This is a genomic window from Nostoc sp. DedQUE07, assembly GCF_034530975.2.
In the GTDB taxonomy this organism is placed as follows: Bacteria; Cyanobacteriota; Cyanobacteriia; order Cyanobacteriales; family Nostocaceae; genus Nostoc.
On the sequence record NZ_JAVRCC020000009.1, the window covers coordinates 78,982 to 101,972 of the forward strand.

The following is a 22,991-nucleotide window of genomic DNA, read 5'->3' on the forward strand; positions in this document are numbered from 1 at the left end:
ATTTACGCTGGATATAATAATTTGGCTACCGTTTGTACATCTTTGTCACCACGTCCAGAGCAGTTAATTACAATCCGAGGACTGCCGGTTAGTTGAGGACAGAGAGTTTCGAGATAAGCGATCGCATGGGCTGTTTCTAATGCCGGGATAATCCCTTCCAATTTCGCTAATCGCTGGAATGCCGCCAAAGCGTCGGCATCCGTCACGCTATAGTATTCAGCGCGACCAATATCTTTCAAATAACTATGTTCTGGCCCCACACCAGGATAATCTAACCCCGCACTAATTGAGTGTGCCTCAATGATTTGCCCATCTTCATCTTGCAGCAGGTAGCTCATTGCTCCGTGCAATACACCAACTCGTCCTTTTGTCAAGGTTGCGGCGTGTTTTTCGGTATTGACACCTTCGCCGGCTGCCTCAACCCCAATGAAGCGTACAGAAAACTCATTAATAAACTCATAAAATAGTCCCATCGCATTGGAACCACCACCCACACAAGCCAAGAGAATATCAGGTAATCCACCCCACTTTTCGATTGCTTGGGCGCGAGTTTCTTCGCCGATTATTGCATGGAAATCACGTACCATCATCGGGTAAGGATGAGGCCCTGCTACCGAACCCAGAATGTAGTGAGTTGTTTCTACATTTGTCACCCAATCGCGGATTGCTTCAGAAGTAGCATCCTTCAAAGTTCCGGTTCCCGCCTCCACCGGACGCACTTCTGCCCCCATCAACCGCATTCTAAACACATTTAAAGCTTGGCGTTCCATGTCCTGAACGCCCATGTAAATTATGCATTCCAGCCCAAAACGAGCGCAAACTGTAGCTGTAGCCACTCCATGTTGTCCAGCACCCGTTTCGGCAATAATCCGTTGCTTACCCATGCGTTTCGCCAACAATACTTGACCAACAGCATTATTGATTTTGTGAGCGCCAGTGTGATTTAAATCTTCACGTTTTAAGTAAATTTGTGGCCCGGTGCGATCGGGTCTAGCATAATGAGCAGTCAGGCGTTCAGCAAAATACAATGGTGTCGCACGTCCTACATAGTCTCGTAACAACTGCTGTAGTTCTGCTTGAAAACCAGGGTCATTGCGGTATTGCTGATAAGCTGTTTCTAGTTCAGCTAGGGCAGGCATGAGCGTTTCAGGTACATACTTACCGCCAAAGCGTCCGAAGCGGCCGAGTGTATCTGGAACCTGAGCAGTTGAACTTGGAGATAGGGGAGTGGTAGTCACAGGCTGTTTTTGATGACGGGAATCACTTAATTATAGAAAAGTCTGAAGCATATCTGGGAAATGGGGAATTGGGAATAGGAGAATAATAGTCCTAAAGACTTAGCTTGGTGAAGCTTTGCTTATAGCGTTTCTCGCTTGGATGCAATACAGTTTGACCTCACTTCCATTCCTCTCTCCTTTTAGGAGAGAGGCTTTGAATCTTACTCCCCAACGCTAGTAGGGAAAGGGCTGGGGGTTAGGTCTGTATTTCATACAATTGAGAACCGTTATATTCTCATGCAGAAGATGGGAACAAGAGTAATGCCATTGTTTCGACTAACAATGGCATTGCAGGTCAAAGAACTTGTGAGTAAACTGTAGTTTTCTTCCCGCGTCGGGAATGGGATTAAGTTTTGCCCTCTTCTTTTCCAGATGACGCGAAAAGTCAGGAAGAGATTAACCCAAAGCGGACTTTAATTCACTTTCCGCTTGTTGCAATGCATCTGGTAATTTACTTGCATCGCGTCCGCCGGCTTGGGCTAGGTTTGGTCTTCCACCGCCGCCGCCACCGCAAATTTTAGCGATCGCACCCACAAATTTACCAGCTTGCAAACCTTTTTTGTTCACTTCTGGACTAAAAGCTGCAACTATACTCACTTTTCCTTCTTCAGGAACAGAACCCAGTACCACTGCACCATTACCGATTTTTTGCAACAATCGTTCGGCTGCGGTTTTCAATGATTCTGGATCGACATCTTCTAATTGGGCAACAATAATTTTAGAATCGCCTACGGTTTGGGCTGTTTGTAGTAAGCTGTCTGATTTTGCGATCGCTAGCTGTACCTTTAAGGTTTCTAGTTCCTTCTGGCTATTTCTCAGTTCGCTTTGCAGACTTGTGATTCTGTCTGGTAATTCTTCGGGTTTAACTTTAAAGCGATCGCTCAAATCTTTAACTACTTTATCCCGCAGATTCAGATAATCTAAGATTGCTGGCCCCGAAACAGCTTCAATCCGCCGCACGCCAGAAGCCACGCCAGCTTCCGAGATAATCTTGAAGACGCCAATTTCAGCAGTATTACTTACGTGAGTCCCACCGCATAGTTCCATTGATACGCTAGGAAAGTCAATCACGCGCACTTCCTCTCCGTATTTTTCGCCGAACATGGCAACAGCACCTCTAGCTTTTGCCTCGGCTATTGGTAATACTTCCACTTTCGCAGCATGAGCCTCAGCAATCCAAGTGTTCACCTGTTCTTCAACTTGTTGGACTTCTTCTGCTGTTAATGCGCGGGGACAATTGAAGTCAAAGCGCAACCTATCAAAGGAAACCAGAGAACCTGCTTGAGATATCCCCTCATCAACAATTTTTTTCAATGCCGCTTGCAATAGGTGCGTTGCGGTATGATTTGCTTGGGCGCGACGGCGACAAGCCGGATCGATTTGGGCGGTGACGCGATCGCCTACGCGCAGTGTACCGCGTTCGATGCGTCCGAAGTGAACAAAGAAATCAGATTCTTTCTTCACGTCTTCTACCCGAACAACAATACCATCACCAGAGATATAACCGCGATCGCCAATTTGTCCCCCAGATTCACCATAAAATGGCGTTTTGTCAAGGACAATTTGCACCTCTGTCCCCGCTTCTGCTTCCTCTTGAGAAACACCTTCTACCAAAATCGCTTCGACTTTTGCCGTCGCTGCCGATTGGGTATAACCTAAAAACTCGGTGACTTGGATGTGTTCTGCTAATTTATCGAGGGAACCTTGTACAGTTAAATCGATGGTTTCATGTGCGCCTCTACCTCCTTGTTGTTGGATTTGCATTGCTTTCTGGAATCCATCAACATCAACTGTTAAGTTGTTTTCCTCAGCAATTTCTTGAGTAAGTTCAAAGGGGAAACCGTGGGTATCGTAAAGAGTAAATGCACTTTCACCGCTAATTTGAGTTTCCCCTCGTTGTTTCACCTCTTGAATGATTTCTTCTAGGAGTTTTTCGCCTCTATCCAGAGTTCTGAGGAAATTAGACTCTTCCCGTTGCAACTCAGCTTTAATTGCTGCTTCTCGTTGGCGCACATTGGGGTAAGCTGATTCGGAAAGAGCGATCGCAGTTTCAGCAACTTGGGTAGTAAATTCACCAGAAATCCCAATTAATCGCCCATGACGCACTACCCGCCGAATTAATCGCCGCAGCACATAACCGCGTCCGACATTGGAAGCGCGAATTTCATCAGCGATCATGTGGATGACAGCACGAACGTGATCGCCAATGACTTTTAGGGAAGTTTTAGTTTTTTCATCACTGCTGTGGTAATCAACACCAGCAATTTTCCCTGCTGTTTGGATAATTGGGAAAATCAGGTCAGTTTCGTAGTTATTGGGCACTTTTTGGAGAATTTGCGCCATTCTATCCAAACCCATCCCGGTGTCGATGTTCTTGTTTTGCAGTGGCGTTAAATTGCCTGACGCATCCCGGTTATATTGCATAAACACGAGATTGTAAAACTCGATGAACCGGGAATCGTCTTCTAAATCTATATTTTCATCACCGCGTTCTGGGTGGAAATCGTAATAAATTTCGGAACAAGGGCCACAAGGCCCAGTCGGCCCGGATACCCAAAAATTATCATCTTCGCCCAAGCGTTTAATTCTCGCTATCGGCACACCGATTCGATCGCGCCAAATTCCAAAGGCTTCATCATCATCTTCAAAAACGCTGACGACGAGATTTTGGGGGGAAAAGCCAAAGACTTGCGTGGAGATTTCCCAACCCCAAGCGATCGCTTGTTCTTTAAAATAATCACCAAAGCTGAAATTACCCAGCATCTCAAAAAAGGTGTGATGCCGTTTGGTGCGTCCAACATTCTCAATGTCGTTGGTGCGGATACACTTTTGCGAAGTCGTAGCCCGTTTAAATTCTGGCGTGCGCTGCCCCAAGAATATTGGCTTAAATGGTAGCATCCCCGCGATCGTCAGCAGCACAGTTGGGTCTTCTGGCACGAGGGAGGCACTTGGGAGAATTTGGTGTTCCCGTTGGGCAAAGAAGTCGAGAAATATGTTGCGAATTTCGTTACCGCTTAGGTACTGGGGATTTGAAGACATAGGTGTTTTTAACTTTAGACTTGAGACTTAGGCGTAGCGGCACTAGGTAGGTGTATTTTCATAAATAGCTTTATATATTCTTGCATTTTGTTTCATATTACTGCCAGCGAATTCTGCCATTGGGCGATACATATGCAGTTACTAGGATGCTATTAAGCTACTATCTCACTTTGGCAGGATGTCCATAGGCGTAGCCCGTCGTAAACATCGCATTTCAAGGCTTAAAATTAATCATTAAGAAATACTTTAAAAATCCCATACTGAGGTAGCAAATGGCACTAAAACTGAAAGTATCAAATATTGCTTTTGAGGGATGTGCAAAAATAATTACTAGATTACAGAACCTGAAGTCAAAGTGGATGTCGATATTAACGCTAAAACTGTCACGGTGGAGTCCGAAGCTTCTGAGGAGTCAATCAAACAGGTAATTGTTGCTGCTGGTGGTTACGCTGGAGAAGGTTATCGATCGGATTCCAGCTTTTCACAGAAGAAGTTTAGACTTTAATATCTCAAGCGAGACTAACAAAATTTTTTTATATTTTCCGCCTGTAGAAAGGCGGAATAGAAATAACTTCCCCAAATTAGTAGCAGGTTTTGACATAATTTTTTTATTTAGCTTTGTTTTCTAAATTTATGATGTTACAGCAAATAAAAAAGACGTGAATTAAGTAAATAGGCAAATCTAGATAAGACTTCGGCAGAAATATTTTATTTCTCCTGCTAACGCATTGTTTTTTGGGGACAAAATTTTAATTAAATTATAAATTTTTACCCAACAACTTCTGTCTTTATTTCGATGGGAGGTAAGCCCCAAAAAGCTCCTGTACATAGCAGGATATAGTTTTGCGGTGTATATTATATATTATTTTCAACACTTTCTTAATATGCGATCTAACCCTAGCTTATAAATAAAAAAGCTAAAAGTTTTTATGGGAAATAATATTTTGAATTGCATAATATAATTTCGGATTTTATAACTCAATTAAAAATTTTTATATTTTCTTTATTTTTTTACTTGAAAATAAATTTGTTTACCTAATGCAATGGTTATTACAAACTATTTGTTTCGGTATTTTCATCATGTGAATAGTACTTAAGAAACCACAATCATAGTTTTTATACATTTAAATAATATTCAGTATTTTTACTGTTTCAAAAATAAACTGTAAAGAAGACATTAGTTATTAGAGAGGAATCTTTCCGAAACGGTAGTAGTAAACATAAAGTCTTCAAATGAGATTAAGTTTGGAATTTCACTATCTAATCGATGCTTAAAAAACAAGATGAAAAAATATAATTGAGCCTAAAACATAATATTTAGTATTAGACGACGAAAGCAGTAGTTACCCAAGTGAATTTATTTAAAATTTAAATAGGATAAAAAATAAAGCAATGAATATTTCTATTCTGATCTTTGGAAAAAATAATTTTATCGCCACACTTCCAGATCAGATCCGTTATGCGACTGCTTTTAGTGTAGAAGTTATAGACAATTTGGATCGAGCAGTGTCGCGGATTAAAACAACACCCCCCGATATAATCCTGGTGCAGGCTAGCCTGGATAGTAGTATGGAACTCTGCGGTTGGTTGAAAGATCAAACAAAACTATCGTGGATATATTGTATTCTTTTCGAGGATCGTTCCCAGCAGCTTACTGAGCGAAATAAAGGTTGGCATAGGGAATTGGAAATGAGTGCTGCGGCACTAAAGCAAGGAGCCGATGCATATATTTGGCATCTTATTGAAGAAAAAACAGACTATAGCTTGGCAGAGTTGACTGCCAATCATGGACTAATACTTGCTCAATTGACAGTTGGTTTGCGGAAAGCACAAAAATACCGAGATTTGATTCGGACAAATGATATGTTATCTGCGATCGCCTTAGCCGATTCCTTGACAGAATTAAATAATCGTCGTGCTTTAGAATGGGACTTACCCAGACAAATTCAAAGAGCCAGGACTCAAAAAACTTCCTTGAGCTTGATTATTCTGGATGTAGATCATTTTAAGAAAGTTAACGATACTCATGGGCATTTAGTAGGCGATCGCATTTTGCAAGTATTATGTCAGCGTTTGCGCCACAATCTGCGCTGCCAAGATACAGCATTCCGCTATGGTGGCGAAGAATTTGTAATTCTTCTAGCTAACACTACCGATGACGAAGCACTATTAGTAGCACGTCGTCTCAATCGCGTAGTCAGCGACGAACCATTTGCACTCAACAATAAACTGACAATTAATGTCACCATTAGTTTGGGTACAGCCTCTCTGCAAGCTGAGGATGACGAGAAAGGAGAGAGTCTGCTGCATCGTGCCGATCAATGTTTGTTACAGGCTAAAACATCTGGGCGTAATCGGGTGATTAACTCCAGCTACCTATCTCATCATGGCTCACATTTGAAAGTTGTTTCTTCGTGAAAGTTAGGAGCGTCTAATCAGACATTGAGTCATAAACGGCTCAAATTAATAATTTATTTGGATACTAATCTTACTTTCAAAAGTGCGATCGCCTGAATTAAAGTTTTTATTCATACATTTAATTCTACATAAATATCCTGGTGTTAGTTAGACGGCGTTCTCTGTTTGGGAATACTGAGAATTAAAGATAGTCTAAACAGTGGTGTTGAAGGTGGGGTCGAATAGTGATTGCCACAGGTTGAGTGGGTTATCTTTATATGTGTTGATTAGTGCGGAGGTATATACATGAGGATAACTGCTGAAGAGTTGTTGCAGCGATATACTGCTGGGGAAAGAGATTTTACTGGGGTTGATTTGAGTTGGGCTGACTTGAGTGGTATCAATCTTACTGGAGCTAACTTGAGTTTTGCCAATTTGAGTAGTGCTAATCTCATCAGTTCCAATTTGAGTGGTGCTAATTTGTTTAGAGTCAGGTTGGATAATGCGGAATTGGTTGGTGCTAACTTCGCTGGGGCTGATTTGAGAAGAGCCAAGTTGGAAAGTGTTTACGTAAGAGGAAGTGCTAACTTCGCTGGGACTGACTTCAGAGATGCCTCCCTGACTGTTCTTTTCGAGGGCGTTAATCTGACGGGGGCTGACCTCAGTGGTGCTGATTTGTATCGGTCTTGCCTGGAAGATACTATCTTGAGGGATGCTAACCTGACTGGTGCCGATTTGACTAACGTTTCTTTCAGGAATGTTGACTTTACCAATACCAATTTGATGAATGTCACCAATATGAGTTTTGACAGTCATGATACTGTTATTCTCCATAACACCACTATGCCAGACGGCAGTATTATCACTGCTAACCGTTGGAGTGGGTAAGGAGTAAAAATTATTCAGTAAAAATTTGTCAGAAATTTTTGAATCGCTAATTTCTTCTGCCATGAGAGAAGCAGACAATCCAGCAGCAAAGTCATCAGGTATATCGCCTTTCTCATCCCAAAATATTTTTCTGTTTTTTTCAATCTTTTCTTGAATAAATGTATGGTGTCACTCAAAAGAGACTTATGACCTTAACCCTGAACTTGCCACCAGAATTAGAACAGTATCTTGCAAGCATCCCCCATACTATGCTCTAAAATTTATCTAATTATCTAAATTCATTAAAGCCTTAACTTATGCTTCTTACCGAACTTATACCGCTACTTAAAGAATTATCCCACACTGATAAACTTTTACTAATGCATTTACTGGCAACCGAATTGTTAAAGGAATCAAGTTTAGTCCCATTGGATGCTCAAGACAAAATAGCTAGTCTTGGCTTATATGATTCTTTTGAAGCTGCTGCTGTTTTAGCGAAGGCATTAGCAGAAGAAAAAGCGGCAACACATGGTTGATAAAGTTAGATTTGCATTTACTGAGGTAAATCCAGAACTCGGTGCATTAAGTACGCTGCCTTATCTACCGCTAATTCTCACTTATCATAATCGTTCTGTAAGTGTATCAGGTCTACTAGATACTGGTTCTACTGTCAACGTATTGCCCTACGAAATCGGGTTAAGGCTGGGAGCAGTTTGGGAACGTCAAAGACTCTCCGTTCCATTGGGTGGTAATCTGGCTAGGTTTGAGGCGAGGGCATTGGTGTTGATGGCGAATGTTGAACAATTTCCGACAGTAGAGTTAGCTTTTGCTTGGACAAAAGATAGAAATGCCCCATTGATTTTAGGACACATGAATTTCTTTTTAGCGTTTGATGTGTGCTTCTATCGTTCTGAATTAGCGTTTGAAATTAGCTCTAAAATAGCCTGATGGAAATAGTGAAACCCAACACTATATTAGGTTAACGTTGGGTTTCACTGAATTCAACTACCTTGATTAGGCGGTATTTGTTCTGGTGGCGTTTCTGCTGGGGGAGCGAGTACCGCATCCGGCGCAATTTCTTCTACAGGAATCGGTTGCTTATCCTCGATTTCAAAATCTGGTTGCGCTGCTTCCACCAATTCAGGAGATGGAGGATGTGGGGGAATCGCTTCCGGTACACTCTCGGTTTTTGCTTTGGTGTCGGTAGTAACTGTCTCCTCTGCTGGTTGTTCTGGTATGACAATAGTTTTGTCAATAATCTCAACAGCAGGTTTCTCTGACATTACAGAGATAATATCTTCAGATTTAGGGGTTGTGGGTGTCTTTTTACTCACAGTCTGCTGCACCTTGTCTTTCGCGCCACTGAAAGTGTTACCCAGACCTTTTTGCAACTGGCCCAGCCGTTCCTGAAGCGACAACTTATTCACCTGTTCCTGAATGCCAGTTTTTACTGTCTCAGCACTGGGTACTTGGGTTTGTTGTACCTGCGGGGTCAATTGCCGACGTAATGATAGAGTTTGCCAGCCAAACCAGACCAAAAGAGCCACACTAGCCACATGACCGAGCAACAAACCCCCAGTAATGCGTGGTGCAAACACCCATAAGACTAAGGCGTAGAATAATCCTACACCACTCCAGATAAAGTCATTCTTGCGGTGGATTTCTGGGAAAAAGAAAGCTGCTATGTAAATGGCTAAACTACCAAGACCGACCACCAAAGCTAGGACATATGCCAGCATTATTTGGTTACTCCTTACTACGTCCTTTAATTATTTCAATTTTGCAAATTTTGCCAGTCAATTGTTGATTTAGATACAATTTAAAATTAATTATCCCTGTTAGTTGTGGATTTTTGTCATTTATTCAAGTCTTAAGGTCTTCTTTAGGAGAGAAGGGAAAATATCGGACTACCCTTAAAGTAAAAGGATCTGCAAGAGTTAGCCAGAAATTTTTTATGACACTACAAAGCTTTGGTGTGATTGGATTAGCCGTTATGGGTGAGAACATCGCTCTAAACGTAGAGCGCAATGGCTTCCCAATTGCAGTTTACAACCGCTCCCGAGAAAAAACGGATGCGTTTATGGCGCAGCGTGCGCCAGGACGGAACGTCAAAGCCGCCTTTACTCTAGAAGAATTCGTTGCCTTATTGGAACGTCCCCGCAAAATTCTAGTGATGGTGCAAGCTGGTAAGCCAGTGGATGCGGTGATTGCTCAACTCAAACCTTTGTTAGACGAAGGCGATATCATTATCGACGGTGGCAACTCTTGGTTTGAAGATACGGAACGACGCACTCAGGAACTAGAACCGGCTGGACTTCGGTTTATCGGGATGGGTGTCAGCGGTGGTGAAGAAGGTGCGCTAAATGGGCCTTCACTCATGCCAGGAGGTACAGAAAGCTCCTACGAGTATCTATCGCCAATTTTTAATAAAATTGCTGCCCAAGTTGACGATGGTCCTTGCGTAACCTATTGTGGTCCTGGTGGCGCCGGTCACTACGTCAAAATGGTACACAACGGCATTGAGTATGGCGATATGCAGCTGATTGCTGAAGCCTACGACTTGCTGAAAAATGTTGCTGGACTAGACCATAATCAGCTACACGAAGTTTTTACCGAATGGAACACTACCGACGAACTCAATTCGTTTTTGATTGAAATTACGTCAAAGATTTTCCCCTACATTGATCCAGAAACAAATCTACCCTTAGTCGATTTGATTGTTGATGCCGCAGGGCAAAAGGGAACCGGACGCTGGACAGTGCAAACTGCAATGGATTTGGGTGTTTCTGTACCAACAATCATTGCAGCGGTGAACGCCCGGATCATGTCTTCCTTCAAAAAAGAACGGGTAGCAGCATCCAAGATACTTACAGGCCCTTCTGGCAAGTATGAGGGAGATACCAAAGCCTTTATCAACATGGTGCGAGATGCCCTGTATTGCTCGAAAATCTGTTCTTACGCTCAGGGCATGGCACTGCTAGCTACAGCTTCAAAAACCTATAATTTTAACTTGAATTTAGGTGAAATGGCACGGATTTGGAAGGGTGGCTGTATTATTCGTGCTGGATTTTTGAATAAGATTAAGAAGGCATTTAACGAAAATCCAGCGCCACCTAACCTGCTATTAGCCCCGGAATTCAAGCAGACGATTCTCGACAGACAAACAGCTTGGCGGGAAGTGTTGGCAACAGCAGCAAAACTGGGAATTCCAGTGCCAGCATTCAGTGCGTCATTAGATTATTTTGACAGCTATCGACGCGATCGCTTGCCCCAAAACCTCACTCAAGCCCAACGCGACTACTTCGGGGCGCACACCTACGAGCGACTTGATAAGCCCGGAGCTTTCCACACCGAATGGACACCGATTTCTGAAGCATCAGTGCAAACTTCCACACCAAGAGAGCTGCAAACTTCAGAACCAACTACACCTACAACACCTACAACTTCTCCAAAAGTTTAGAGAGTTTTAAATTGTAAATTTTAAAGTGGCTCTGTAAAGAGCCACTTTTTTTGTTCAGTTATCACTGTTAATTCTTAAGCTAATACACATTAGACCTCTTGCAAAAGTCCTTAACACCCCACCCCCAATCCCTCTTTGCTTGCGAGGAGGGGAGTGTTTGTCTTACTCAAATGCGGGGTGGGGTTCTTTATTTTTGATTTATGCAAGAGGTTTAATTAACTTGCATATTTTTCATTTTAGAGAAAAGGCATCAATCTTTCTCTCTTGTTCCTCTGCCTCTCTGCTGCCTAAATGTGCTTTCTTAGATGTATAACAGCTTATGTCTTTTTCACTACCTTAATATTAAGAGTTATTATTACCAAGATATTTGGTTTTTAATTCTTCTAATTCTTCATCTATTTTGCTTTTACTAGAAGGCTGAGGTGTCGGGTTTGGTGGCTGTATTTTATTTGGTTGAGGTTTACTACTACCCATAAATTGGGTTTTCATTTCTTCTAATTCTTTCTCAAGTTGACTAGGAGATTTCGATAAAAAAGCGGGTGGAGAATTTGGTGGTGATTGAGAGATAGGCTTTGGTGCAATCGCTGCTGCTGCTACTTGTGGCTGTTGATTTAAGTCTTTGAGAACTTCATCTACTGTTTGATAACGCCGAATTGGAATACTTTCTAGCATCTTGTTGAGAATGCGACTCAACTGATTACTGACGGGAGTTTGTAAGTATTGCTGCCATACCCAAGTATCGTTGCTGGTATCATAAGAATCGAAGGGCGATCGCGCTGTTAATAAATTAATACAAGTCGCACCTAAACTATAAATATCACTAGCAAAAATAGCCCTACCTCTCATTTGTTCCGGGGCAACATATTCTGGACTACCAATAGTAGTACCAGTTTTATTTAAGGCCGCGCCAGTGGCAGATTTAGCAGCACCAAAATCTACTAATACTAGTTTGCGATCGCTCTCGCGTAAAATAATATTTTCTGGTTTAATATCGCGGTGAATTACGTGTTTGGCGTGACAAAATTGTAAAACTGATAATAAATCGTTTAATAGTTGCCAAATTTCTATTTCACTAAAAGCACCTCTATGTGCCAATTCCTGAGCTAAGTTTTGCCCGTCGATAAATTCTTGTACAAGATACTGCCGAGCTTCTTGGGTAAAATATGCCAGTAGTTCGGGAATTTGGGGATGTTTGCCCAATTCATCTAACTGCACCGCTTCTTGATTAAATAACTCTACAGCTTTGGCAAGAGTGTTAGTGCCTTGGGATTGAGGATAAAATTGCTTAATTACACAGCGTGGTTTTGAGGGTTTATCCTCATCTACGGCTAAGAAAGTTTTGCCAAAACCACCTTGTCCGATTGGTTTGATAGCACGGTAACGTTCTTTGAGGAGTAATTTTGCACCGCAAGTCACGCAAAAATTGACATGATTCGGATTTTCAGGCTTAGGACAATGGGGGTTAAGGCAGTAGCTCATATAGGCGATCGCTCTTATATCTCTTTATTTTACTGGCGTTAAGGGTGGAGACTTTTGCGAATCCGTTAAAATATGAGCGATCTCTACGACGGGCTATTCGGCGTCGCACTACTAACTAGTACAATAAGCTCGTTTTGAGGGTTTGTACTAAGCACAAAGCGTGCTTAGAAGATAAGCACTAAATTCCTTACTACGAACTTTTTAGGAGAAATAAAAAGGTACAGAGAAAGTAAATTTATTTATAGGGTTTCCCCCTGCTCCCTGCCCCCTGCCCCTTTTCCTCTTTCTAACTTCCGTCCTGCTAACTACCCCATACCTTCCATAACTGGATGGAAGTAAAAGGCGAACCCCAACACTGTATAAGCAGCTAATAACAAAGTGCCTTCCAGCCAATTAGACTTTCCGTCGGAACTAATACTGTTGGCAATCAACACTGACACAACTACAGCGACTAATTCAAAGGGTTTGAAATCCAAATCCATTGGTTGCCCCAATACCCGCCCTGCTATAACTAACACGGGTGCAACAAATAAGGCAATCTGCATACTCGATCCCACAGCTACCGAAAGAGAAAGATCCATCTTGTCTTTCATCGCCACGGTGACTGCTGTAGCGTGTTCAGCCGCGTTACCGACGATGGGAACTAATATCACCCCTGTAAACAGCGCCGTTAAACCTAGCTGAGATGTAGCCACTTCTAGAGAATCGACCAACATTTCTGACTCAAGTGCTACTAGTAAGGTACATACTAGCAGCACGCCAACCCACAACATCATATTTGGTTTTTTATGAGGAATCTCCTCTTCTTCTGTTTCCGCAACACCCACATCATATAAATAGGAGTGGGTTTTCATCGAAAATAGCAGCGTTAGGGCGTAAACCAAGATTAAAACTACGGCAACAGCAATAGAAAGATTTTGCAATGTTTGTTCGTTAATTCCTTGAGAAGTATAGTTCATTGCTGTTGGCATCAAAATCGCAATCACTGCCAAATTCATCGAAGCAGCATTCACCCGCGCCACAATTGGCTGAAATGTCTGTTCTTTGTAGCGCAGTCCTCCCAAAAGCATGGAAAAACCCATCACTAGTAGTAAGTTGCTAATAATCGATCCCGTGATACTAGCTTTGACTACATCTATTAACCCAGCGTTCAACGCTACTAAGGCAATGATTAATTCTGTAGCATTGCCAAAGGTGGCGTTTAACAAGCCCCCCAGCGATGGCCCAACTACGACAGCAATTTCTTCTGTCGCTGTACCCATCCAAGCTGCTAAGGGCAGAATGGCTAATCCGGCTGTAATGAAAACTGCCAATTCTCCCCACTCCAGAAAGTGGGCTGCTAAGGAAACTGGGATAAACAGAAGTAAAGCGAAAAGAATAATGTTTTTGATTGACATTTGTTGTCTTAAGTTGAGGGTATCATTCACAGCGAGCAATCCTAAGTTTCAAATTTGGAGTGTTGAATTAACAATCACTTTCATTCAGCACTCCCATAGGATACTCTCAACCGCCTGTAGAGCAATTCAGAAATTGTACTGTTTTCCGTTCACCGTTGCAGATGTTGTGTAAAGCAAAATTGCGATATAATGAGTTTTCGTAATCTTTTGTTGCAAAACTATGAATTTGAGCCAAAATATTACACCAAAAATGGGGTTTAATATATTAAAAGACAATTAAAATTTTAATTGGCGCTACTAACGAGGAAACCCCTAACTGAGTCTTTGTTCAATGGCTAATTACATTTAAGCCTTTAGGGAAAGGGCTGTGCGATAACGCAGATTTGCCACTACAATGAGGAAGATTTGTCAAAAATTTAGTTAGATTTCATAGTTGTTGTTTATACCGGATTTTGCGCTCAAACCATTGGAGAAAGGTTTACGCACAATGTTTTCGGTGCAACTGTAAGTTTTTTGTTTTGGATAAATATACATGACTTCTGCTGCTGAAATGCCAGCTAGCTCTGGCTCAACGTTAACATTACATTCAGATCCCAAAAACGCTCACGAAACCGATCCCCTGAGAAAGGCTAATGGTGTTTATGTGACGGTGCATGGTCATTTTTACCAGCCACCAAGGGAAAACCCTTATCTGGACGCAATTGAACGCCAACCGAGCGCTGCACCTTTCCATGATTGGAATGAGCGGATTCATTGGGAATGCTATCGTCCAAACGCCTTTGCCAGAGTCTTAAATGACCAAGGTGAAGTGGTGGGGATCGTCAATAATTACGAGTATTTCAGTTTTAATATCGGCCCAACGCTGATGTCGTGGCTAGAACGCTACGATGTGGAGGTTTATCAGCGCATTTTAGAGGCGGATGCCAAGAGTAGCCAACGCTTGCATGGTCACGGCAATGCGATCGCGCAAGTATACAATCACATCATCATGCCTCTGGCGAACGAGCGCGACAAATATACCCAAATTCGCTGGGGTAAAGAAGACTTCCGCTCCCGCTTTGGCCGCGATCCCGAAGGGATGTGGTTAGCAGAAACGGCTGTAGACTACGCCACCCTAGAAGCTCTTGTTGCTGAAGGTATTCGCTTCATTGTCCTTGCACCGTCTCAAGCGCTACGTTGCCGTCCCCTCCCGACTCCAGATCGTCCCCATCCTGAATGGATCGAAGTCGGCGGTAGTCAGATTGATTCCACCCGTCCCTATCGTTGTTATTTGAAGCCGACGCTAGATACTTCATCTTCACCTCTGAGTGCGATGGGCTACGCCCCGCCGGAGGCGATCGCCACTAGCCCCAACGATAGTAGTACAGAAGAATTGCCCTACATTGATATCTTCTTTTACGACGGGCCGATATCGCGGGATATGGGTTTTAGTGATGTGGTTTATAATTCCAGTCACTTTGCCGGACGTATTGGTTCGGCAGTACGTGGGGATCATCGTCTGGCACAGTTGATTTCTGTGGCGACAGATGGAGAAACCTTCGGACATCACAAAAAGGGAACTGAGAAAACTTTAGCCTACGCCTTTACCAAAGACTTTCCTCAACAGGGTTGGACGGTGACGAACTTCGCCCACTACCTGAGCTTAAATTCTCCCAGTTGGGAAGTGGAATTAAAGTCAGTCACAGCCTGGAGTTGCGCCCACGGTGTCGGCAGATGGGAGGATGACTGTGGTTGCGGTGGGGAAGGCTCAGTTTGGCATCAGAAATGGCGTCGTCCACTGCGGGATGCTCTAAATTGGCTGCGGGATCGGCTAACTGAAGTGTATACAGAACATGGTAGACAGTTATTTCGCGATCCCTGGCTAGCGCGAGATGAATATATCCAAGTAATACGCGATCGCTCTGCTGGCAATGTCAACCGTTTTCTCGCCCGTCATCAAACCCACAAACTAACCGCAGCTGAACAAGTAGACGCTTTGCGCTTGTTAGAAATGCAGCGTCATGCTTTGTTGATGTTCACTAGTTGTGGCTGGTTTTTTGAAGAAATTTCCCGTCCAGAAGGGACACAAATTCTGCGCTATGCCGCCCGTGCTTTGGAATTGGCAGGGGAAGTGGCCGGCGTGCAGCTAGAAAAAGGCTTCGTCAAACATCTTGGTTTAGCCCCCAGTAATGTGGATCAGTTCAAACACGGTGCGGAAATTTATCGACAACTAGTGTTAACTGCCCAACTTGGCTTTAAGCAAGTTGCAGCCCATTACGCCATTACTTCCCTGTTTACCAATCAGAAACCAGCAGAAACACATAATTCTCTACCGAGAAAAGATGCTGCTGACAAACAGTCTCAGCGTTACCAGAAGCGGGTTTATTGCTATGCTGCCAATGAGCTAGATTACCAACTGCAACGTATGGGATCGCTAACTCTGGCTGTGGGAAATTTAAAGCTGGTATCAGAGATTACTTGGGAAAGTGAGCATTTGGTATTTGCAGTCCTACATTTGGGAGGCTGGGATTTCCACTGTGGTATTCAACAATTTACTGGGCGGCGTGACTACAGCAAATTAAAAGAAAAGCTGTTTGGGGCGCTAAAACAAGCTAGTGCGGCTCATACGATCTTGGCGATGACACAGCTATTTGGAAAAGAAGCTTTTAACTTGCAAAATCTATTTGCTGAAGAACGCCACCGGATTATGCGGCTGTTGAGCCAGGAAACACTGGCACGTTTAGGACAGTTATATACTCAGGCCTACCGTGATAATTACGGTGTGCTGATGGCGTTTCATCGCGATGAAATCGCAGTACCGCAAGAATTGCAGGTGGCAGCAGATATTGCTTTAGGGCATCGCTGTCTGATGACATTACGATCGCTTGAGCAAGAGATTGCCGATCCCCAAAAAAGTTGGAATCACATCTTAGAATTAGAGGCGATCGCTACTGAAGCAAAACATCTGCGTTGTCGGCTGAATATTCCCGACGGGAAGGAAATGTTAGAACAGTTAATTGCGCGATCGCTCTGGCAATTGTTGCACGATGCCAATGATAGCTTTAATGCAGATATCCAACTATTGGAGCGATTGATTGATGTCGGGGATCAACTAAATATTCATATTTCCCTACAGCGATCGCAGGAACTATACTTTAGTTGTCTGCAAAGTCAGATAGCACCAGTGTGTATTACTAGCGTTGGGAATGAAGGAGATAATCAGTGTCTTCAGTTGCTCAAGTTGGGTAAAAAATTAGCCGTTGATGTTAGCTCGATCTCAAATCAGTTGAAATAGATGTAGGGACGCACGGTAAAATCTCACGCATAGAGAAGGGGAAAATTTCCCCTTCTCTTTTTAATTTGCTTTACCTAACGTGAGAGCGATCGCAATGGTAGGGATAAAGCCACTCACACCTAAAAAGTCCGAAGGTATGTTTCTCAAAAAAGGTTCCTGCGTGGCGGCTACGTGATATATTGATCCCAGCTTTAGTTTTAACCTCATATAGCCAGGGAAAGGCTATTACTAAAACAGTCATGAAGGTGAAGAGGTAAAGAATTGTAGTTTTAATATTGGGGAATCTTCGAGAATTGCTATTGTGATTTTCAGGCATAGAAATAAGAAACGAATAGCCCGTACTATTGTAGCCTAAAGCTGAAAATATCGCCGGAAGCGGGGGTCAATATTATCTGTTTTCTGCTGATTGCAGGTAAGACAGAGGGTTTGTAAATTGCTGATATCATTTTGACCTCCACGGACGAGGGGAATGATATGGTCGATGCTGAGGTGAGTTTCTATAGTAGTTTTACCGCAGCTTTGACACTGGTATTGGTCGCGTTGTAAAACGTATTTTTTTACTTCCGGTGGGATACGAATCCGGGGAGTTTTGCTCATTTGTTTTCTAGTTACTCAGAAATCTTTCCAAGCTAGGTACGTCTACCCAACTTGCTTTTTGATGCGATTCATGAGATAAATCCATCAACAGCTGAGAATAAATTCCTTCGCGTAGTGATGGTGTAATTTCCTGATTGCGGTCAATTCCTTGCACCCATTGGTCTACTACGCGGATAAATGCTGAAATCCGGCCATCAGCATAATTTTTGGGAAAAATTAACCGATTCGGTATTTCTATTTCTGTTAGAGATTTACCTGGCTGGGAACCCCAAACACGAAAACCATGTATATAATCTTTTTGATTTTCACTGCCTACAATTAATGTACCGCGATCGCCATATACTTCTACCCAATGCGTTCTTGCTGCATGAACAACCGCACTGATAGAAAGTTGGCAAGGTGTACCATTGGCTAATTCCAGCGTTAATATACAATTGTCATCTGTATTCACTGCTTTAGATTCCCCGCTAATCGGGTCAACTCGTGTAGGAATAGCAGTAGTTAAATGAGCGTTTAATCTACGCACTGGCCCGAATAACCAGTGAATATAATCGAAGGCGTGAGAACCTAAAGATCCCAATGCACCGCCTCCTTTCTCTTTCTCAGAATACCAATTCCAAGGGCGTGAAACATCAGCACGAGAAGAACCTAACCAATCAATTTTAATCAGGCGTAACTCACCTACATATTTTTCTGACAATAATTCTGCAAACAATTGCCATGCTGGTACAAAGCGAAATTCAAAGTCTACAGTTGCAATGACACTTTTTGCTTTAGCTAACTGATAAAGTTCTTTCGCTTCAAATGCATTTAAAGCTGTTGGTTTTTCTAGTAATAAATGTTTGCCAGCTTGCAGTACAGTTTTTGCCATTTCATAATGCAAAAAAGGCGGTGTCGAAATGCTGACGGCTTGCACTTCTGGTAATGCCACAATATCTGCAAGTGAGTCGGAAGCGTGACGAATATTATGGGATTCTGCTATGGCTTTAGCTTTATTTATATCGCGGTGATAAACAGCAACTACCTCAGTCTGAGAATGTGCTTGGAATCCGGGTATATGGACTTTTTGACCAAATCCAGTGCCTGCGATCGCAACTCCAATCATCTAATTTTTATCCTCATATTTATGCAACTTATTATTTACTTATAATTCACATCTAATATGTAGTTGTATCAAAGTTTATCAGCAATATTTTCCTCCTGCTTTGCGGTTGCTATTGAGTTGATAACATCTAGCGATCGCTCTTTTGAATCTAGTATACTATCAGATAGGCTTATCGTAAAACTCTAATTGTAAAGGGGTAACGATAATGCTCGCCATTGTAAGCTTTAACAGCAGCAAAAGTCACTACAAAGGATTGTAGTAACAGTTTGAATAAAATTAATGACATAAGTATAATTAATAAATTATCTAAAGTATTTTTTATTTGATTAATTGAACCATTAGTAGTCACTGCTAGACTCAAGCTAGTTACTACTAAAATTAAGGATATTGCAATCGCAATAAAAGTATAAAAAGTTAAAGAAATTTGAAAATTTAAGGATTCCTTACCTTGTAAATCAATCCAAGGATATTGAGATTTTTTAAAGTGCCAAATTATGAATGGAGGCAAAATATTTAAAGGTATATATAAAGGAATGCCAATAAATACCAAAAAACCCAATAATATCCACCCTAGCAAAGCCGAGAGATGACACAACATCGCCCATATACGGATTTGTTGTTTAGGTTTTTCTTTCATGGCTTTTTATTGGTAGTGGATTTAGCTGATAATTCCCCACTATAATTATCTATAAAAAAGCCACCAAAGTTAAAATCTGAGTATTTCTCGGTGATAATTGACGAAAAGAGGTTTTATTTGCCAGGTTATGTTTTCTCCTGGTAATATAGCAATCCTATTTGATTCCTGATTACTCGTAAGGATCGGGGACTAGGGACTGGGGACTGGGAAGATAGGAATAAAGGTGTACTGAGTGAGTTTTTTCAGAAATCAAATATGAGTCCTATAGTGCAACTTCTATCATAGTTAGGTTAAGCAACTCGAAGTAGCAAACACAACTGTTTGGTTCAGATTGTGGTATAATTCACAACTTTTAAGTATACCTGCGTAGGCGTAGCTAGTTGATACCGTGTCCGCTTAAAAACTTATCATTGAGATCGCAGAGATGCAGATAAGAGAGGTTTTTGGGCTTTTTGCTTCCCTCTTTTGGCATAAAGTTTCGCAGATTGCACTGCTAAAGATGGCCTTGGCGTAGCTTTTTGACGTAAAACCTTTGAGAATTTCATCAACGCGATCGCAATCTGAAAATAGTCTGAAAGTTTACATTCAGTACTGGCGAAAATAGCAACTATCTTTTGGGATACCTAATAGCAAGGTTTTTCTAAATAAAGGATGAATCCAATAAATCTGTTTGCGATCGCGTTCAGGAGGATGTATGACTTAACGTATAAGTTATATCAGATGAGTTTGCTTGAATTTGTATATCTATCCTACTTTTCCTACCTTTCCTACTTTTCCTACTTTCAATTAAATTGTTTTAATTCGTATTTAAAATCACGAATCATAAAAAACATTTTTTTCAAAAGAAAGGTAAAATATAAGCCATAAGAGGGAAGAAAGCCCCGAAATAAATTAGTTAGTTTTAAAAGCCAGTAATTAAACCGATCGTATTAATAAATATCAGTGCAACTACATCGATTACGTTGGTTACAATTTTTTATTTAAATATATCAAAAAAAATTGATAAAACTTAAACATGAAAGTGACATAATTATGAATCAATAATTAATTAATTAAATATTTCCTTAAGTTAATAACTGGAGATTAAAAAACTGGTTTATGGCACGACGTTCGTTGAAAGCATCTATTGTAGGTATTGAGAAAGCAAAAAAGGCTTTTAAAATTAGAGAATGGACGCAAGAATATTTAGCTAGCGAGATAGGACTTGAGACTCGGCAACCAATCTGGAAATTTTTTACAGGCAAGCCGATTGAGCGTCAGAACTTTATGGAAATATGCTTTCGACTCGGTTTAGATTGGCAAGATATTGCTGAACTACCCAATCAGAAGCTACTGACAGAAAACAACCAAGAATGGGAAAACTGCCAAGATACCGAAAGCTTAGTGCAAATGTTGCGATCGCGTCTAAGTGATAAGATTAAATGCCAATGTGGCACTACCAGATTGTTAGATATCGATCGACCAATTCAACTAGAAGAAATTTATGTCAGCACCAATATTCTGAATAATATTACAAGTCGAAGATGGGTAGATATCCTCGACCTACAAAGCTTCATTCCCGAAGAGTTCGACTGTTTTGCTTTTAATCAACTTTATCAAGAACGAGTTTCTGCAATTCAAGCAGTTATCACCTATCCCAAACTCATGGTACTAGGTAAACCAGGGTCTGGTAAAACTACGTTTTTACAGTATATTGCCATGCAATGCAATCAAGGCAAATTACTATCAGACCGGATACCAATTTTTATTCGCTTGAAAAACTTTGCCGAGGATGCTAGAGAATCCGGAAATTACAGTTTATTGAACTATATTAGTCAAGAGCTTGCCAACTGCGGTGCTTCAGACCAAGAAATTCAAACATTACTAGTTAGTGGCAAAATATTAATTCTACTGGATGGCTTAGATGAGATTCCAGAAGATGATAACGCCAAAATCATCACTAAAATTCGCAGTTTTGCTGCAACCTATTACCAAAATAAATTAATTCTAACATGTCGTATCGGTTATCAACAGTATCAGTTTGAAGAATTTAGCGATGTTGAAATTGCTGATTTTGATTGTTCTCAAATTGAGGCTTTTGTGCAAAATTGGTTTGTCAACGTTAGCAAAAATTCCATCGAAAAAGGAAAAGCCTTAGCTTGTCAGTTCGTGCAAAAATTACAGTTATTAGAGAATCAACAAATTCGAGAACTAGCTGTCAGACCACTTTTGCTTAATTTGGCTTGTTGTGTGTTTCAAGCTGGCTCGGACTTTCCAATTAGAAGGGTCGAATTTTACAGACAAGGATTGGACATTTTGCTCAATCGCTGGGATAAAGTGAGGAACATTAAACGAGATGAAATTTATCTTCATTTGTCTTTAGCTCAGAAGATTGAACTGCTGAGTCAAATTGCTGCTAGTACGTTTAAACAAGGTCATTACTTTTTCACACAAAGTATTGTCGAGCAATACATTACGGACTACCTCTGTAACTTACCCATAGCCCAAACTGAGCCTGGTATGCTGCAACTCAACAGTGAAGCAGTGCTAAAATTGCTTGAGACACATGGATTACTAATAGAGCAGGCGCAGGGAATTTACTCGTTTTCGCATATAGCTTTTCAGGAGTATTTAACAGCTAAAAATATTGTTACTAGGGCTAACCCCCAAATATTAGAAAAAAAATTAATCGATCTGGTTAGTCATTTAACTGAACCACGTTGGCGGAAAATTTTTTTACTAACCGTTGGGATGTTGGATAATCCCACTTGTGTGTTGCAATTAATGAAGCAACATATCGATCGGCTTGTCGCCTTCGATCGGCAATTAGAAAATTTCTTCAACTGGCTTAACCATAAGTCTCTTTCAGTTCAGTCTAGTCATAAAAGAGTAGCTATTCGTGCCTTTTATCTAACCCTAGAACTTCTCGACGATCTGAGCTTGACTAATGACTTGGCTTTTTCCCTTGGCATCGATCTCAGACTTACTAGCAATCTTACCCCTGATTTAGCTCTAGATATAACTCTTCAGTGTGCCCTTCACTTAAGCGTTGCCCTCTCTAACGAGCCAACTTTAGATCGAGTTTTGGCTTTAAACTTTGCTCTTTCTGATGACCGAATTCTTGTCTGTCACCCTGAGTTACAGCATTCTTTGCAAAAACTCAAAGAACAATTACCAACCCCAGTTCAAGGCAGAGAAAAGTTAAAAGAATGGTGGAATGCTAACGGTCAAACTTGGGCTAATAATTTGAGGTTGACGATAGTTCAGTGTCGCAACATTGGTCATCAATGGCAGTTCAGCGAGGAGCACAAAGAAATACTCAAGCAGTACTACACTGCCAGTCAGTTATTAGTAGATTGCCTTAATAGTGCTTGTAAAGTAACTCCCACCGTACCAGAGAGTCTTTTAGCAACGTTATTGTTACCCACCCCTAAAATATTGATGAAATACGGCAGCTAGCAGCTTTATGAAGGATAGTAGTAA

At 41.5% G+C, this 22,991-nt stretch carries 15 protein-coding genes and 2 pseudogenes; 8 read left to right on the plus strand and 9 right to left on the minus strand.

Going from position 1 to position 22,991, the window contains the following annotated elements; genetic code table 11:
• Positions 1-2 precede the first annotated feature (2 nt).
• Together trpB and alaS are read right to left on the minus strand one after the other, a co-directional pair.
• On the minus strand, positions 3-1,238 hold the full coding sequence (gene trpB, locus RMZ95_RS10145) for a tryptophan synthase subunit beta (RefSeq protein ID WP_322686800.1): 1,236 nt from the start codon (positions 1,236-1,238) through the stop codon (positions 3-5).
• A 435-nt stretch (positions 1,239-1,673) separates the two neighbouring features.
• A complete protein-coding gene (alaS, locus tag RMZ95_RS10150; RefSeq protein WP_322686799.1) occupies positions 1,674-4,316 on the minus strand; it encodes an alanine--tRNA ligase in 2,643 nt (880 codons plus the stop codon).
• Between the two features lie 272 nt (positions 4,317-4,588).
• On the opposite strand from alaS, the pseudogene RMZ95_RS10155 reads away from it, so the two are divergent.
• The 5 genes and pseudogenes from RMZ95_RS10155 to RMZ95_RS10175 all read left to right on the plus strand — a co-directional run bounded on the left by RMZ95_RS10155 (position 4,589) and on the right by RMZ95_RS10175 (position 8,528).
• Positions 4,589-4,821, plus strand: a pseudogene (locus tag RMZ95_RS10155) (heavy-metal-associated domain-containing protein).
• 887 nt (positions 4,822-5,708) lie between these two features.
• Entirely contained in the window at positions 5,709-6,734 is a 1,026-nt protein-coding gene (locus tag RMZ95_RS10160; protein WP_322686798.1) for a diguanylate cyclase, read from the plus strand.
• A gap of 285 nt (positions 6,735-7,019) precedes the next feature.
• Positions 7,020-7,601 (plus strand): pentapeptide repeat-containing protein, encoded by a 582-nt coding sequence (locus tag RMZ95_RS10165; protein ID WP_322688085.1) that lies wholly within the window; start codon positions 7,020-7,022, stop codon positions 7,599-7,601.
• Positions 7,602-7,897: 296 nt separating this feature from the next.
• Positions 7,898-8,116: a hypothetical protein gene (locus RMZ95_RS10170; RefSeq protein WP_322672480.1), complete on the plus strand. Its 219-nt coding sequence runs from the start codon at positions 7,898-7,900 to the stop codon at positions 8,114-8,116.
• The gene (locus tag RMZ95_RS10175; protein WP_322686796.1) at positions 8,109-8,528 is read left to right on the plus strand and encodes a hypothetical protein; all 420 of its coding nucleotides are present in this window, start codon (positions 8,109-8,111) and stop codon (positions 8,526-8,528) included. The genes RMZ95_RS10170 and RMZ95_RS10175 overlap by 8 nt, the downstream gene beginning before the upstream one ends.
• 53 nt (positions 8,529-8,581) lie before the next feature.
• Here RMZ95_RS10175 and RMZ95_RS10180 read toward each other — a convergent pair whose 3' ends face one another.
• Positions 8,582-9,319, minus strand: coding sequence for a Ycf66 family protein (locus RMZ95_RS10180; protein ID WP_322686795.1), 738 nt, complete (start codon positions 9,317-9,319; stop codon positions 8,582-8,584).
• Positions 9,320-9,534: 215 nt separating this feature from the next.
• Here RMZ95_RS10180 and gndA point away from each other — a divergent pair.
• Positions 9,535-10,956, plus strand: a pseudogene (gene gndA, locus RMZ95_RS10185) (NADP-dependent phosphogluconate dehydrogenase); the annotation flags it as partial.
• A gap of 426 nt (positions 10,957-11,382) precedes the next feature.
• On the opposite strand, the gene RMZ95_RS10190 reads toward gndA, so the two are convergent.
• Complete coding sequence (locus RMZ95_RS10190; protein ID WP_322686794.1) at positions 11,383-12,519, minus strand: serine/threonine-protein kinase; 1,137 nt, start codon at positions 12,517-12,519, stop codon at positions 11,383-11,385.
• Between the two features lie 305 nt (positions 12,520-12,824).
• A complete protein-coding gene (cax, locus tag RMZ95_RS10195) occupies positions 12,825-13,916 on the minus strand; it encodes a calcium/proton exchanger (protein ID WP_322686793.1) in 1,092 nt (363 codons plus the stop codon).
• Between the two features lie 532 nt (positions 13,917-14,448).
• On the opposite strand from cax, the gene RMZ95_RS10200 reads away from it, so the two are divergent.
• Positions 14,449-17,190: a DUF3536 domain-containing protein gene (locus RMZ95_RS10200; protein WP_322686792.1), complete on the plus strand. Its 2,742-nt coding sequence runs from the start codon at positions 14,449-14,451 to the stop codon at positions 17,188-17,190.
• Between the two features lie 70 nt (positions 17,191-17,260).
• On the opposite strand, the gene RMZ95_RS10205 is transcribed toward RMZ95_RS10200, so the two are convergent.
• The 4 genes from RMZ95_RS10205 to RMZ95_RS10220 all read right to left on the minus strand — a co-directional run bounded on the left by RMZ95_RS10205 (position 17,261) and on the right by RMZ95_RS10220 (position 19,529).
• Positions 17,261-17,506, minus strand: coding sequence for a hypothetical protein (locus RMZ95_RS10205; protein ID WP_322672474.1), 246 nt, complete (start codon positions 17,504-17,506; stop codon positions 17,261-17,263).
• A 35-nt stretch (positions 17,507-17,541) separates the two neighbouring features.
• Positions 17,542-17,787 carry an HNH endonuclease gene (locus RMZ95_RS10210; RefSeq protein WP_322672473.1) on the minus strand — a complete coding sequence of 82 codons (246 nt, stop codon included), beginning with the start codon at positions 17,785-17,787 and terminating at the stop codon, positions 17,542-17,544.
• A gap of 7 nt (positions 17,788-17,794) precedes the next feature.
• Complete coding sequence (locus RMZ95_RS10215; protein ID WP_322672472.1) at positions 17,795-18,892, minus strand: Gfo/Idh/MocA family oxidoreductase; 1,098 nt, start codon at positions 18,890-18,892, stop codon at positions 17,795-17,797.
• Positions 18,893-19,061: 169 nt separating this feature from the next.
• The gene (locus RMZ95_RS10220) at positions 19,062-19,529 is read right to left on the minus strand and encodes a DUF4870 domain-containing protein (protein ID WP_322672471.1); all 468 of its coding nucleotides are present in this window, start codon (positions 19,527-19,529) and stop codon (positions 19,062-19,064) included.
• Positions 19,530-20,627: 1,098 nt separating this feature from the next.
• Between RMZ95_RS10220 and RMZ95_RS10225 the strand changes: the two genes are divergently transcribed.
• Positions 20,628-22,967 carry an NACHT domain-containing NTPase gene (locus tag RMZ95_RS10225; RefSeq protein ID WP_322686791.1) on the plus strand — a complete coding sequence of 780 codons (2,340 nt, stop codon included), beginning with the start codon at positions 20,628-20,630 and terminating at the stop codon, positions 22,965-22,967.
• The last annotated feature ends 24 nt before the right edge of the window (positions 22,968-22,991 follow it).